Source organism: Rhodanobacter sp. TND4EL1 (genome assembly GCF_054061035.1).
On the sequence record NZ_JBSSDT010000005.1, the window covers coordinates 97,062 to 111,667 of the forward strand.

The 14,606-nt window shown below is 65.2% G+C and carries 10 protein-coding genes; 7 read left to right on the plus strand and 3 right to left on the minus strand.

Going from position 1 to position 14,606, the window contains the following annotated elements; all coding sequences use genetic code 11:
* Window positions 1-118 precede the first annotated feature (118 nt).
* From rfbB to ACVWWQ_RS15760, 5 genes are read left to right on the plus strand one after another with little or no spacing between them, the layout of a single operon-like run.
* The gene (gene rfbB, locus ACVWWQ_RS15740) at window positions 119-1,168 is read left to right on the plus strand and encodes a dTDP-glucose 4,6-dehydratase (RefSeq protein WP_133951453.1); all 1,050 of its coding nucleotides are present in this window, start codon (window positions 119-121) and stop codon (window positions 1,166-1,168) included.
* Window positions 1,165-2,055, plus strand: coding sequence for a glucose-1-phosphate thymidylyltransferase RfbA (gene rfbA, locus ACVWWQ_RS15745; protein ID WP_099653910.1), 891 nt, complete (start codon window positions 1,165-1,167; stop codon window positions 2,053-2,055). Before rfbB ends, rfbA begins: the two co-directional genes overlap by 4 nt.
* On the plus strand, window positions 2,052-2,609 hold the full coding sequence (rfbC, locus tag ACVWWQ_RS15750; RefSeq protein WP_099653909.1) for a dTDP-4-dehydrorhamnose 3,5-epimerase: 558 nt from the start codon (window positions 2,052-2,054) through the stop codon (window positions 2,607-2,609). The genes rfbA and rfbC overlap by 4 nt, the downstream gene beginning before the upstream one ends.
* Window positions 2,606-3,541 (plus strand): dTDP-4-dehydrorhamnose reductase, encoded by a 936-nt coding sequence (gene rfbD / locus ACVWWQ_RS15755; protein ID WP_133951455.1) that lies wholly within the window; start codon window positions 2,606-2,608, stop codon window positions 3,539-3,541. The genes rfbC and rfbD overlap by 4 nt, the downstream gene beginning before the upstream one ends.
* Before the next feature lie 19 nt (window positions 3,542-3,560).
* Complete coding sequence (locus tag ACVWWQ_RS15760; protein WP_133951457.1) at window positions 3,561-4,973, plus strand: mannose-1-phosphate guanylyltransferase/mannose-6-phosphate isomerase; 1,413 nt, start codon at window positions 3,561-3,563, stop codon at window positions 4,971-4,973.
* A 184-nt stretch (window positions 4,974-5,157) separates the two neighbouring features.
* Here the strand turns inward: ACVWWQ_RS15760 and ACVWWQ_RS15765 are convergent, their stop codons facing one another.
* The 3 genes from ACVWWQ_RS15765 to ACVWWQ_RS15775 are packed head-to-tail and all read right to left on the minus strand — an operon-like array spanning window position 5,158 to window position 9,676.
* Window positions 5,158-7,233, minus strand: coding sequence for an oxidoreductase (locus ACVWWQ_RS15765; protein ID WP_133951459.1), 2,076 nt, complete (start codon window positions 7,231-7,233; stop codon window positions 5,158-5,160).
* 5 nt (window positions 7,234-7,238) lie between these two features.
* Window positions 7,239-8,552 (minus strand): amino acid permease, encoded by a 1,314-nt coding sequence (locus tag ACVWWQ_RS15770; protein ID WP_133951461.1) that lies wholly within the window; start codon window positions 8,550-8,552, stop codon window positions 7,239-7,241.
* Between the two features lie 53 nt (window positions 8,553-8,605).
* Window positions 8,606-9,676: an aromatic ring-hydroxylating dioxygenase subunit alpha gene (locus tag ACVWWQ_RS15775; RefSeq protein ID WP_133951463.1), complete on the minus strand. Its 1,071-nt coding sequence runs from the start codon at window positions 9,674-9,676 to the stop codon at window positions 8,606-8,608.
* Between the two features lie 295 nt (window positions 9,677-9,971).
* Between ACVWWQ_RS15775 and ACVWWQ_RS15780 the strand changes: the two genes are divergently transcribed.
* On the plus strand, window positions 9,972-12,014 hold the full coding sequence (locus tag ACVWWQ_RS15780; protein WP_133951465.1) for a tetratricopeptide repeat-containing sulfotransferase family protein: 2,043 nt from the start codon (window positions 9,972-9,974) through the stop codon (window positions 12,012-12,014).
* A gap of 24 nt (window positions 12,015-12,038) precedes the next feature.
* A complete protein-coding gene (locus tag ACVWWQ_RS15785) occupies window positions 12,039-14,573 on the plus strand; it encodes a TonB-dependent receptor (protein ID WP_208321634.1) in 2,535 nt (844 codons plus the stop codon).
* Window positions 14,574-14,606: the final 33 nt, after the last annotated feature.

The following is a 14,606-nucleotide window of genomic DNA, read 5'->3' on the forward strand; positions in this document are numbered from 1 at the left end:
CTTAATGTCAGCTGCCTGCTGGAACCCGATACCCTCTGAAACTGAGCCATTGAGCCGGATCCGGCATGTTGGCATGGCACAATATCGGATTGACACTCCAATGATTGCGCGAGGACTCATGAAAACTCTGTTCGTCACCGGCGGAGCCGGTTTCATCGGCGCCAACTTCGTGTTGCAGGCGATTGCCGATGGTCTGCGCGTGATCAATCTGGACAAGCTCACCTACGCCGGCAACCTCGATACGCTGGCCTCGCTGGAGGGCAATGATCGGCACGTGTTCAAGCAGGGCGATATCGGCGACCGTGACCTGGTGGCGAAGCTGCTGGCGGAACATCGCCCGGATGCCATCGTCAACTTCGCGGCCGAGTCGCATGTCGACCGCTCGATCGACGGCCCGGCCGAATTCGTGCAGACCAATGTGGTCGGCACCCTGGGCCTGCTCGAGTGTGCCCGCGACTACTGGCGCGGCCTCGAAGGTTCCGCCCGCGACGGGTTTCGCTTCCTGCACGTGTCGACCGATGAGGTCTATGGCTCGCTGGGCGCCGAGGGTCAGTTCACCGAGACCACGCCGTACGCCCCGAACTCGCCGTACTCCGCGTCAAAGGCCGCCTCCGACCATCTGGTGCGGGCGTTCCACCACACCTACGGCCTGCCGGTGCTGACCACCAACTGCTCGAACAATTACGGTCCCTATCAGTTCCCGGAAAAGCTCATCCCGCTGGTGATCCAGAAGGCGCTGGCCGGCGAATCGTTGCCGGTCTACGGCGACGGGCTCAACATCCGCGACTGGCTGTTCGTCGGTGACCACTGCAGCGCGATCCGTCGGGTGCTGGACGCCGGCCGCGTCGGCGAAACCTACAACGTGGGCGGCAACGCCGAGCGCGAGAACATCACCGTGGTGAAGGCGATCTGCGCATTGCTGGACGCCCGTCAGCCACTGGCGGACGGGCGCGCTCGCGAATCGCTGATCACCTACGTGAAAGATCGCCCCGGCCACGATCGGCGCTATGCGATCGATTCCAGCAAACTGCAAAGCGAGCTGGGCTGGCAGCCTACCCACACCTTCGAAACCGGCATCGCGCAGACGGTCGACTGGTATCTCGCCAACCTGTCCTGGAGCCAGCGCGTGCTCGATGGCAGCTATCGCATGGAGCGCCTGGGTTCATGAGCAGCACACAGAAAGGCATCATTCTCGCCGGCGGTTCCGGCACCCGGCTGCATCCGATCACCCGCGCGATCAGCAAGCAGCTGCTGCCGGTGTACGACAAGCCGATGATCTATTACCCGCTGGCCACCCTGATGCTGGCGGGCATTCGCGAGGTTCTGATCATCAACACGCCGCATGAGCAGGCGATGTTCCAGCGTCTGTTGGGTGACGGTTCGCAATGGGGCCTGGACATCCACTACGCGGTGCAGCCGTCGCCAGACGGGCTGGCACAAGCCTTCACCATCGGTCGTGACTTCGTCGACGGCAAGCCGAGCTGCCTGGTGCTGGGTGACAACATCTTCTACGGCCATGGCTTCACCGAACGCCTCAAGCGTGCCGCGGCACGCGAACACGGCGCCACCGTGTTCGGCTACTGGGTGAAGGATCCCGAACGCTATGGCGTGGCCGAGTTCGACCCGGCCGGCAAGGTGATCGGCCTGGAGGAAAAGCCCGCGCAGCCGAAGTCCCACTACGCGGTCACCGGGCTGTATTTCTACGACGCACGCGTCTGCGATTACGCCGCAGCGCTGCAGCCGTCGCCGCGTGGCGAGCTGGAGATCACCGATCTCAACCGCTGCTACCTGGACGACAACTCGCTGCACCTGGAACAGCTCGGGCGCGGTTTCGCCTGGCTGGACACCGGTACCCACGAGTCGCTGATGGAGGCGGGCAACTACATCGAGACCATCGAAAACCGGCAGGGCCTGAAGGTGTGCTGCCCGGAAGAGATCGCCCACCTCAATGGCTGGATCAACGACGAGCAACTGTTGAGTCTGGCCGCGCCGCTGGCCAAGACCGGCTACGGTCAATACCTGCAGAGCCTGATACGCGAGGGACACGCTCGATGAAAGTGATCGAAACCGCGTTGCCCGGCGCGCTGATCCTCGAACCGCAGGTGTTCGGCGACAGCCGCGGCTTTTTCTACGAAAGTTACAACGAGGCGAAGTACCGCGAGGCTGGGGTCGATCGCCGCTTCGTGCAGTCCAATGTGTCGCGCTCGGCACGTGGCGTGCTGCGCGGCCTGCACTACCAGTGGCCGAATCCACAGGGCAAGCTGGTCAGCGTGCTTGAAGGTGAGGTCTACGACGTGGCGGTGGACATCCGTCGCGGTTCGCCCACGTTCGGCCGCTCGATGGGCGTGATGCTGACGGCCGACAACCATCGCCACTTCTGGGTGCCGGAAGGTTTCGCGCACGGCTTCTGCGTGGTCTCCGAATTCGCCACCTTCAGCTACCAGTGCACGGCGCTGTACGACCCGAAGGCCGACGCCGGCATCCGCTGGAACGATGCCGCACTCGGCATCGACTGGCCGATCAGCGCACCGCTGCTGTCGGACAAGGACGGCAAGACGCCGCTGCTTGCCGACGTGCCGGCCGAGCGCCTGCCGGTCTACGCACCGTGAGAATCCTGTTGCTGGGCGCCAACGGTCAGCTTGGCCGCAGCTTCCTGGAGCACGGTGGGCTGGCGGCGCGCGCTGAACTCATCGCCGCCAGTCGCGACGGTGTACTGATACAAGGCGGGCACGGCGAGGCCGCTGACCTGTCCATTCCCGAATCCCTGCCCGCCCTGCTCGACCGCGTGCGACCGGACGTGATCGTCAATGCGGCCGCGTATACCGCGGTGGATCGCGCCGAGCAGGAGGAGTCATTGGCCACCCGCGTCAACGGCGAGGCGGTGGGTGTATTGGGCCAATGGGCGGCGGCGCACGGCGCGCTGGTCATCCACTACTCCACCGACTACGTGTTCGATGGCAGCCAGGCGCAGCCCTACGCGATTGACGCGGCCACCGGACCGCTCGGCGCCTATGGGCGCAGCAAGCTGGCCGGCGAGCAGGCACTGCGCGACAGCGGTGCCCGACACCTGACATTCCGCACCGCCTGGGTCTATGCCGCGCATGGCCACAACTTCCTGCGCACCATGCTGCGGCTCGGCGCCGAACGCGACGAGTTGCGCGTGGTGGCCGATCAGCACGGCGCGCCCACTGACACGGGACTGATCGTCAACGGCAGCCTGGCCGCGCTCGATCGCTGGCTGCAGTCCGACAGCACGCAACGCCGTGGCTTGGTCGGCACGCACCATCTGGTGGCCAGCGGCGCCACCACTTGGCACGGTTTTGCCAGCGCCATATTCCAGCAGGCCACCGCGCAGGGTCTGCTGGCCCGCGAGCCGCGAGTGCTGGCAATCGACAGCCGTGAATTCCCCACGCCGGCCGTGCGCCCGGCGTGGTCGCTGCTGGACAATGACGGCTTTCAGCAACACTTCGGTTTTGCGCTGCCCGACTGGCAACACGGCTTACGCGACGTGATGCACCGGCTCGCTGCCCCCGCGCACTGAACTCCAGGACTCCCCGGCCATGTTGATCCCCCTCATTCTCAGCGGCGGCAGCGGCACCCGTCTGTGGCCGGTCTCGCGCAAGAACCTGCCCAAGCAATTCCTGGCGCTGGCCGGCAAGGGCACCCTGTTCCAGCAGACCATTGCGCGCACGCGGCAACTGCCCGAGGTGGCCGCACCCATCGTGGTGGCCAGCGAGGATCATCGATTCCTTGCCGCCGACCAGTTGCTGGAGGCCGGCGTCGACCATGCCAGCATCATGCTCGAGCCACTGGCCCGCAATACCGCGCCGGCGATCGCACTGGGTGCGCTGCAGGCACTGCAGCGTGATCCCGAGGCAGTCCTGCTGGTACTTCCGGCCGACCACCTGATTGGTGATACGGCAGCCTTCGTCGATGCAGTGCGGCAGGCTTTGCCGCTGGCGCAGCAGGACTGGCTGGTGACCTTCGGCATTCGCCCCGATCGCCCGGAAACCGGCTTCGGTTACATCCGTCGCGCCGAGGCCATCGACGCACAGGGCTTTCGCGTCGGGCAGTTCGTCGAGAAGCCCGACCTGCCCACCGCCGAGTCCTACCTCGCCGACGGCGGTTACGACTGGAACTCCGGCATGTTCCTGTTCAAGGCTTCGCGCTATCTGGAAGAACTCGCGCAGCATGCCCCGGGCATGTTGAGCGCGGTACGCGAGGCCCACGCCAAGGCCACCGTCGACCTCGATTTCGTGCGCATTGATCGTGACGCGTTCGCCAAGGTGCCAGACGATTCGATCGACTATGCGGTGATGGAGAAAACCCGACGCGCCGCGGTGATTCCGGTCAGTTGCGCGTGGAGCGACATCGGTTCGTGGTCGGCGCTGTGGCTTACTGGCGACAAGGATGCCGACGGCAACTTGCGCGAGGGCGACACCATGACGGTGGATACCCGAAACTGCCTGCTGCGCTCGCACGATCGCCACCTGCTCGCCACCGTCGGCGTGGACGACCTGATCGTGGTGACCACGCCGGACGCCACCCTGGTGGCGCATCGCGATGCGGCGCAGGACGTCAAGAAGATCGTCGAGCAATTGAAAGCCGCAGGCCGCAGTGAACACTCGCTGCATCGCGTGGTGCACCGGCCGTGGGGCAACTATGACTCGCTGGAAGCAGGCGAGCGATTCCAGGTCAAGCGCATTGAAGTCAAGCCGGGCGCGAGCCTCAGCTTGCAGAAACACCATCATCGTGCCGAGCACTGGATCGTGGTCTCCGGCACCGCCGAAGTCACCTGCGACGACAAGGTGTTCCTGCTCGGCGAAAACCAGAGCACCTATATCCCCCTCGGCAGCAAGCACCGCCTGCGCAATCCGGGCAAGGTCGCGCTGGAGCTGATCGAGGTGCAATCAGGCAGCTATCTGGGCGAAGACGACATCGTGCGCTACGACGACGTCTACGGGCGCGCCTGAGACGTTTACGGACGCGCATCGTCGGTAGGAACGCACCCTGTGCGCGAATGCTTTTCGTGATGGAACGAAGACCATCGCGCACACGGTGTGCTCCTGCAGGTCGCGAAAGTGGTCCCGCCCATGCACTCGGAGCATCGCGGTGTCTGCCATGAGGTCGCCATGAATCGATCGCCCCACCCCAGCCTTACCGCAACAAATCCCCCGCCTCCGCGGTATGGAAATGCCGCTTGAACGCCACCTCCCCTTCAACTGGCTCCTCCAACTCACGCGCATGGCGATGCCCCGCATACACTGCGTGCGCAATCAGCCCCGGTGCTTCGGCGTCGCCGATGCAGCGCAGAGAGTGAATGCCGGCCTCAGTCCATTCGGCTTCGCGCAGCAGCAGGTCCTGGTACAGCGCGTCATCAGGCAAGCGCGCGGTGATGGTGATGACGGCGTCGCAGGGCATTGCGCGAACCGAGTGATTCCAGACGTCCTCCAGCCGCAGCGTGCTGCCGTGGAATGAGATGACGTTGTGCGACACCAGCGGCTCGATGTGCAGTTCGGCCATGCGCTTGCGGATATGGCGGTAATCGAGTGTGTGCTGACTCCATGGCGCGATGCTGTCGTCGGTACTGACGTAAGTGACTTCGCAGCCGTGTTGGCGCAGCAGTTCGGCAGCGACGCTGGCGTAGTAGAAACCGTCGTCGTCGAACACGATAACTCGACCTTTTGGCAAACGGCCGTCCATCAGATCGTCGGGGGTGAAGATGCGTGGGTGGTCGAGGAAGCCGTCGATGGCGGCACCGTTGCTGCGGCCGTAGCCGTCGCGACGCCAGTGACAGCCGGTGGCGAGCACGACGTGGTCAGCGCCGAAGTCGAGCACGTCCTGCGCGCTCATGGTCGAATCGCGGTAGACCGCCACGTTCGGCAACTTGTCGATCTGACCGACGCGCCAGTCGCGCACGCGCGCCCATTCGGCCAGCCCCGGCATGCGCGCTTCGCGGGTGACGCGGCCACCCAATTCCTTGCGCGCTTCGGCCAGGCTGACCTCGTAACCGCGTTGACCCAATGCGCGCGCCGCTTCCAGTCCGGCCGGGCCGACGCCGACCACCAGCACGCGGCTGGCGGAACGTTTTGGCGCGATGCGCTCCGGGTGCCAGCCCTTGCGCCACTCCTCGCCCATGGTCGGGTTCTGCGTGCAGCGGATCGGTGAGATGGTCATGTCGCCGGAGACGCAGATATTGCAGCCGATGCATTCGCGAATGTCGTCGACGCGGCCTTCTTCGATCTTTTTCGGCAGGAACGGGTCGGCAATCGACGGACGCGCGCAACCGATCATGTCGAGCACGCCGCGCTTGAGCTGCGACACCATGGTGTCGGGCGAGGTGAAACGGCCCACGCCGACCACGGGCTTGCTGGTGGTCTGCTTGACGAAGTCGATGAACGGTTCCTGCGCGCCCTCGGCGGCGAAGCGCGAAGGGATCGAGTCGTTGTACCAGGCGGCCAGGTTCACGTCCCACAGGTCGGGCAGCTCGGCCAGCATGGCGACGATCTCTTTCGCCTCGGCCAGCTCGACGCCGCCGGGGCCGAGCAGTTCCTCGGTGGCGAAACGCAGCGCCACGGCGCAACGGTCACCTACCGCATCCTTGGTGTCCTCCAGCACTTCGCGCAACAGCCGTACGCGGTTCTCCAGCGAACCGCCGTACTCGTCGCTGCGCTGGTTGCGCCGGCGTTGCAGGAAGTGCATGGCCAGCGACAGATCGTGCGCGGCGTAAACGTAGATGATGTCCATTCCGGCGCTCTGGCCGCGGATCGCCGCCTCGCGATGCCAGCGGCGATATTCGCGGATGTCGTGTTTCGTCATCGCCCGCGCCTGCGACGGATAGCCGTATTTGGACGGCTGATGCGACGGCGCGATCAGAACCTCGCGCGAATAGAGGTTCGATGCGGTCGGCCCGTTGTGAGTCAGCTCCAGCGCAGCCAGCGCGCCGTGGGCGTGCACCTTGTCGCACATCAGCGCCAGCGCGGGAATGTCGCGGTCGTCCCACAGCCGCGCCTCGACATACGGAGTGAGGTCGCCGCTGGGATGGATCTCGCATTCCTCGGTCGACACCACCGCCCAGCCGCCCTCGGCCTTCATCTCGCGCATCGCCGCGTGCGCCAGCGGCATCGCGTGCCCCATGCCGTTGCAGTGCGGCACTTGGAAGAAGCGGTTCTTCGCGGTGACCGGACCGATCTTCAGCGGAGTGAACAGGAGGTCGTAGCGGGGATCGCGCATGGTGCTCAAACCTCGACGGGCGCGACCGGCTTGCGGCGCAGTCGCATGAAGACATACAGCGGCAGGCCCGCGGCGATCAGCCCCAGCGCATAGACGAACGGCTTGCCGCCGATGCCGACAAACGCAAAAACGACGTAGACCGCACCGACACCGGCCACCAGCAACACGCTGCGTCCGCTGCAGCCCGGTGTGCCGCGCCGCCACAACACGCCCAGCGCCAGCGCGCAGCACAGGTATAACGGCAGGTTGGCGGCGGTGACTACCAGGGTGAGGAAGGTGAATGCCGCGACCAGCGAGCTGCTGTAGCTCATCCACACCATCACCGAGGCCAACGCCCCGGTGATCAGCAGGGCGGCGACTGGCGCGCCATGCCGGTTGCCGCGCGCCAGCAGCGTTGGCAGCACGCGGTTGTCCGCCATCGTTCGGGTCAGTTGGCCGGCCAGCAGGGTCCAGCCGTTCAAGGCACCCAGCCCGCTGATCACCACGAACAGCGCCAGCCAGCGACCGAAACCGGCGCGGCCGAAGGTGTCCATCAAGAGTGCGAACGGCGCGCTGGCCTTGGCCAGCACATCCTGTGGCAGCAGCAACAACGGCACGGTCGAGACAACAACATAGATCAGCGCGACCACGACGGCTCCGGTCATCGTGGCGCGGGGGATGGTGCGACCGGGATTGTCGACACGGCTGGCAGGAATGCTGGCGGACTCGATCCCGAGCATCGCGAACAGCGCAATGGTGGAAGCAGCCATCACGCCGGCAAAGGTCACCCGCGTGGTCGGCGGATGCGCCACGTAACTGTCCGGCGAATTCAGCAGCACCCAGCCACCCAGCACAGCGATCGCCGCCATCGGCAGCAGTTTCAGTGTGGTGGTGACAATCTGCACCACGCCGCCGGTGCGTACGCCAAACAGGTTGATCAGGGTGAACGCCCATACCAGCATCAGCGCGAACCACACCGGCGGAACGATGCCCATGCTGGGCATCACCACGGTGACGTAACCCACCACACCGGTGGCCAGCGCCGCGTTGGTCAGCCACAACGACACCCAATACGCCCACATCGACATGTACGCGGGCAGCTCGCCGAGGGTCTCGCGGACGTAGCCGTAAGGGCCATCCGCACCGGGCAGCGCGGCGGAAAGATGCGCGAACACCCGCGCCAGGGTAAGGCAACCGAACAGGGTGATGCCCCAACCGATCAGCGCGTTGAATCCGTACGGCGCCAGCGACGAAGGCAGCAGGAAGATACCCATGCCGATGACGTTGCCGACCACCAGCGCCGTGCAGGTCCAGAAGCCGATCCGGTTGCGATCACGCATGGCGGGGCGTCTACCTGTTCAGTTCAGCGGTTGCCGTGGTGACGCGCACACGCTCATGCGGACTCCCCGGCCGGGCCGGCATACGCCGCACGCAGCAGGTTCTGGAAATGCCAGACGCCACCTTCGCGTTTCGGGCACAGCCGACCCGGCGTGTAGGCGCCGGAGGCCAGCCCTCGCTGCACCGCCTCGCAGATGCCGATGTCCTCGTTCTGCACTTCGTCGCTGAAGCTCCGGTCGGCATCCATGCGCGCCTGCGCCTTGGGGTCCTGCGCGTAGTAGTAGTCGAACACGATGCGGCAGCGGCCCGGCCCCAGCGGCAGGATGCGGTTGGTCTGCAGCCGCCCCGGCATGATGTTGAGCATCACGTTGGGATAGATGAAGTAGTAGAACGCCTCGCCGTCACCGTAGATATCGCCGCTGTTGCGCAATGGCGAGGACTGCAGCGAATGCCACGGGAACAGCTCGGTGTCGTAAGCGCGGTAATCGAGCACTCTGGACAGGCCAGGATGCACGTGCGGCAGGTGATAGCCCTCGAGGAAATTGTCGACGTAGACCTTCCAGTTGCAGTCGATGTCGTAGGTATCGCGGCGCAGGTAGCGCATCGCCGACAGGTCGATCGGCGCGATGCGCTCGGCGATGCCGGCATAGACCTCGTCGAACGGTGGCACGTCCTCATCAAGCGCCACGAACACCAGCCCCTGCCACTCGTGCACGCGCAGCGGCGGCAGGCGGATGTCCTCGACATGGAAATCGGCCGCATCCTGCATCTCCGGCGCGCTGCGCAGCTGGCCTTCGAGGGTGTAGGTCCAGCCGTGGTACTTGCAGTGCAACGCCCGCGCGCCCTTGCCGTTGCACAGCGCCAGCGGCCCGGCGCGGTGGCGGCAGACATTGGGGAAGGCGCGCAGCACGCCGTCCTGTCCGCGCACCAGCAGCAGCGGCACGCCGCCGATTTGTTCGACCACGTGATCGCCCGGCTCGGCTACTTCTTCGCTATGTGCCACCAGCTGCCAGCTGCGCGCGAATACTGCACGCTGCTCCATGGCCAGCATCGGCTCACCCGCGTAATAGCGCGGCGGCAGCGCGCGTGCGCGATTGAGTTCCTCGACCATCGTGTCATCAGCCATGGTGCTTTCAATCTCCCGAATGGAATGGGCGCAACAATGGTCTCGGGCACTCTCCCTGGCTCGTGCGCCCTCTGGCAGTGTAGGACGGATTCCCGCCGGCGTGGGCGGGCTGACTGGCCACGGCAGGGTCCTCCCGTGTTCGTGATCGCGCCCCTATCTACCGGCCATGTTCGGATGTAGATTGCGGCGATACCCGTAAGGAGCCGTCGCCGCCGATGCCATGCGCTGAGTCCTTGCCGCGACACGCGGAATTCCACCCGTCACGAATGGCCGTCCATCCAGGGCGAAGCCGGTCATGACCGGGGCATCGGCGACAGGCACGCTGGAACAGGCGCTGGCCCACGCCGAACGCCTGCTGCACCTCGATCCGGCCCAGGCGATCGAGCAACTCGACGAAATACTGCAGGTTGCCCAGGAACATCCGGCCGCATGGCGACTGCTGGCCATCGCTCGATCGTTGCAGGGCGACTCCCGGGGTGCGCTCGACATCCTGATTCCGCTGGCACGCCGCCAGCCACACTGGGCGCTGCTTCACTTCGACCTGGGCATGGCCCTCGCAACCGCGGGCCGCGGGCAGGAAGCGATCGATGCGTTGCACCGGGCGCTGGCGCTGAACCCCGAACTGCCACAGGCCTGGCGCGCACTGGGCGATCACCTGATGGCTGCCGGCGACCAGAAAGCGGCCGATGCGGCGTACGCCAGCCATGTGCGCCATTCCACCCACGACCCCCGGTTGCTGGAGGCGGCCATCGCGCTGGCTGAGGATCGCATCCCGACAGCAGAACGTTTGCTGCGCCAACAACTGAAGCAGGCACCCACCGACGTCGCGGCAATCCGCATGTTTGCCGAAGTGGCTGCCCGCCTGGGCCGCAACGAGGATGCCCTGCATCTGCTGGAGCGCTGCCTGGAACTGGCGCCCGGCTTCCATGCCGCGCGCCAGAACTACGCGCTGCTCCTGCATCGCAGCAACCAGCCGGAAGCGGCACTGGTCGAGATCGAGCACCTGCTGGCGACCGACCCCGACCATCTTGGCAATCGCAACCTGAAAGCCGTGGTGCTGTGCCGGATCGGCGACTACGAACCGGCCATCCGCATCTACGCCGAGCTGCTGGAACACTACCCGCGCCACGCAAAGGTGTGGGTGAGCTACGGCCATGCGCTGAAAACCGCCGGACACACCGAGCGCGCCATCGCGGCCTACCGCCGCTGCCTGGAACTCGAACCGGGCTTCGGCGAAGTCTGCTGGAGCCTGGCCAACCTGAAAACCTTCCGCTTCAGCGCCGACGAGCTGGCCGCGATGCGCGGGCAGCTGGCTCGCACGGATCTGGCTGAGGACGATCGCCTGCATCTGGAGTTTGCCGTGGGCAAGGCACTGGAGGATGCCGGCGAGTACGCCGCTTCCTTCCGGCACTACGCGCGCGGCAACGCGATCCGCCGCAGCCAGCTGCATTACGACGCCGACGACACCAGCGCCCGCGTGCAACACATTCGCCAACGCTACACGCGCGAGTTTTTCGCTTCCCGTGCCGGCGCCGGCAGCGCGGCCGGCGATCCGATCTTCATCGTCGGCCTGCCCCGGGCCGGCTCCACCCTGATCGAGCAGATCCTGTCCAGCCACAGCCAGGTCGAAGGCACCATGGAGCTGCCCGAGGTCACCTCGATCACCCGCGTGCTGCGCATGCAGGGCGATGCCGACAGCGCGTTGCCGTACCACGGCGCGCTGGCCGCGCTGGATGCCGATGCGCTGCGGGCCCTCGGCGAGCGCTATATGGCGAACACGCGGATCCAGCGCAAGAGCGGGGCGCCGCTGTTCATCGACAAGATGCCGAACAACTTCATGCACCTCGGCCTGATCCACCTGATGCTGCCGAACGCGAAAATCATCGACGCACGACGGCATCCGCTGGCCTGCGGCTTCTCGGCTTTCAAGCAGCACTTCGCCCGCGGCCAGGGCTTCAGTTACGACCTTGCCGACATCGGACGCTACTACCGCGACTACGTGTCACTGATGGCACATTTCGACGCGGTGTTGCCTGGGCGCATCCATCGCGTGGTGTACGAGCGCATGGTGGCGGACACCGAGGGCGAGGTGCGCCGCCTGCTCGACTATTGCGGACTGCCGTTTGAGGAATCGTGCCTGCGCTTTTTTCAGAATCCGCGGCCGGTGCGCACGGCCAGTTCGGAACAGGTACGCCAGCCGATCTACCGGGAGGGGGTGGATCACTGGCAGCACTACGCCCCGTGGCTGGGGCCGCTGGAATCGGCCCTCGGGCCGTTGGGGACGAGCTATCCGGACGTGCCGGAACGGGAATGGACGCAACGACTTCCGCGGGATTGAGCTGAACTGGAATGGGGAGAGGCCATGCACAGGAACAGATCCAAACCGATCAATCGATCGGCACGCACCCGATTGGCCCGGCTGCCACTGGCAGCCGCGGTCTGTCTGGCCTTCGCCGCACCGGCGCTGGCGCAGGACACCGGGCAGACAGGCAGCGCGACCCGGGCGAGCAAGCCGAAGACGACGACCCTGTCCGAAGTGACGGTAACCGCGCAGAAGCGCACCGAGAATCTGCAGAAGGTGCCGATCAGCATCAGCGTGCTGGCGGCCGATCAACTGGAGGCGCTGCAGGTTCAAAAGTTCAACGACTACGTGAAGTACCTGCCCAGCGTGACGTTCCAGCAGGGTGGCGGCGGCATCGCCACCGGGCCGGGCTTCGCCAGCATCTACATGCGCGGCGTGGCCAGTGGCGGCAACACCAACCACTCCGGGTCACAGCCGAGCGTGGGCGTGTACCTGGATGACCAGCCGATCACCACGATCCAGGGTCCGCTCGACATCCACATGTACGACATCGCCCGGATCGAGGTGCTGGCCGGCCCGCAAGGCACCTTGTATGGCGCCAGCGCCGAAGCCGGTGCCTTGCGCATCATCACCAACAAGCCGGACCCCAGCGGCTTTGCCGCGAGCTACGGGATCAGCACCGACAAGGTGGCGCATGGCGGCGTCGGCTTCACCACCGAGGGCATGATCAATATCCCGATCAGCAAGAGCGCGGCGATCCGCCTGGTCGGCTGGCACGAACACGATGCCGGCTACATCGACAACAAGGCCGGCTCGCGCACGTTCCCGGTTTCCGGCATCACCGTCAGCAATGCCGACAACTGCACCCCGAGCGCGACGCTGGAGTGTTTCGGGCATGCCCGCAAGCACTACAACGACGCCAACATCAGCGGCGCCCGTGCGGCCTTGAAAGTGGACCTGGACGATGACTGGTCGATCAGTCCGACCTTGATGGGACAACAGACGATCTCGCACGGGACCTTCGCCAGCGATCCCTCCGTGGGCGATCTGGCGGTCACCCATTTCTATCCCGAGCGCGTGAATGATCGCTGGTGGCAGGGTGCACTGACCGTGCAGGGCAAGATCGGCAACTTCGACCTGACCTACGCCTACGCGCATCTCAAGCGGAACCAGGAGGAAGCCACCGACTACAACGACTATTCGTTCTGGTACGACACCCTGCTTTCCTACGGCGCCTACATCAACGACAACAGCGGCAACCTGATCAATCCGTCCGAGTTCATCACCGACCGCGACCACTACACCAACAGCAGTCACGAGCTGCGCATCGTCTCGCCGAAGGAGGATCGCCTGCGTGTGGTTGCCGGCGCGTTCTGGCAGAAGCAGAAGCACGACATCATGCAGAACTACCAGATCAACAATCTGGCGACGTCGCTGTCTGTCACGGGCTGGCCGAACACGATCTGGCTGACCCGGCAGGTGCGTTACGACCAGGACGAGGCCCTGTTCGGCGAACTGTCTTTCGACTTCATCCCCGAGGTGCTCACCGCCACGGTGGGCGAGCGCTATTTCCGCACCAAGAACAATCTCTACGGCTACTACGGATTCAGCGCCGGCTTCTCGCCCAGCTCCAGCTATGGCGAAGCCGGCTGCATTTCGCCCGAACCGTTCCTTGGTGCGCCGTGCCTGGACTTCAACAAGCAGGTGAAGGAAAGCGGCTCGCTGAACAAGGTCAACGTGACCTGGAATGTCACGCCCACCAAGATGATCTACCTCACCCGCTCCGAAGGCTTCCGACCCGGCGGCGTCAATCGTGCCGGTCAGCTGCCGCCGTACCAGGCGGATTTCCTGAAGAATCTCGAACTGGGCTGGAAGACCACCTGGTTCGACAACCGGCTGTCGTTCAACGGCGCGGTGTTCCGCGAGAAGTGGAACGACTTCCAGTTCAACATCCTCGGCGCGAACGGGCTCACCCAGATCAAGAACGCCAACTCGGCACGGATCGACGGACTGGAGTCGCAGCTCAACTGGCAGGCTTCCTACAACCTCAACCTGAGCGCCGGCATTGCACTGTATGACGCCAAGCTCACCGCGAACTATTGCGGATTCACCGACGCGAACGGCAACGCTGTCACCGACTGTCCCGCCGGCACCATCAACCCGCAAACGGGCGACCCGGTGACCGGCCCGCAGTCGCCCAAGGGAACCCGCCTGCCGATCACGCCCCGCTTCAAGGGCAACCTGATCGCCCGTTACACCTTCAACCTGGGCGACAACGACGCCTTCGTGCAGGCCGCGCTGGTGCATGTGGGTGCACGCACGACCGATCTGCGATTGGTCGAGCGCAACCTGCTGGGCAACCTTCCGGCCTACAACACCGCCGACCTCTCCGCCGGCATCCAGAAGAACAGCTGGTCGGTGGACGTCTACATCGACAACGTGTTCGACAAGCGGGCCGCGCTGTACAAGTTCACGGAGTGCGGCGTGGAAATCTGCGGCGCCCACGACGTGGTCCCGCAGTATCCGAACGGGCAGGTCTATACCGGTTTCAACCAGCCGCGCACGTTCGGCATCCGCTTCAAGCAGGAGTTCTAGGCGAACCCGGTGGTCGCATAAAAAAAAGGCCCC

Bases quoted from the DNA above. Each gene is read 5' to 3' on its own strand.
- rfbB (WP_133951453.1), top strand. From the start codon at position 119: ATGAAAACTCTGTTCGTCACCGGCGGAGCCGGTTTCATCGGCGCCAAC.
- rfbA (WP_099653910.1), top strand. From the start codon at position 1,165: ATGAGCAGCACACAGAAAGGCATCATTCTCGCCGGCGGTTCCGGCACC.
- rfbC (WP_099653909.1), top strand. From the start codon at position 2,052: ATGAAAGTGATCGAAACCGCGTTGCCCGGCGCGCTGATCCTCGAACCG.
- ACVWWQ_RS15760 (WP_133951457.1), top strand. From the start codon at position 3,561: ATGTTGATCCCCCTCATTCTCAGCGGCGGCAGCGGCACCCGTCTGTGG.
- ACVWWQ_RS15765 (WP_133951459.1), bottom strand. From the start codon at position 7,233: ATGCGCGATCCCCGCTACGACCTCCTGTTCACTCCGCTGAAGATCGGT.
- ACVWWQ_RS15770 (WP_133951461.1), bottom strand. From the start codon at position 8,552: ATGCGTGATCGCAACCGGATCGGCTTCTGGACCTGCACGGCGCTGGTG.
- ACVWWQ_RS15775 (WP_133951463.1), bottom strand. From the start codon at position 9,676: ATGGCTGATGACACGATGGTCGAGGAACTCAATCGCGCACGCGCGCTG.
- ACVWWQ_RS15780 (WP_133951465.1), top strand. From the start codon at position 9,972: ATGACCGGGGCATCGGCGACAGGCACGCTGGAACAGGCGCTGGCCCAC.
- ACVWWQ_RS15785 (WP_208321634.1), top strand. From the start codon at position 12,039: ATGCACAGGAACAGATCCAAACCGATCAATCGATCGGCACGCACCCGA.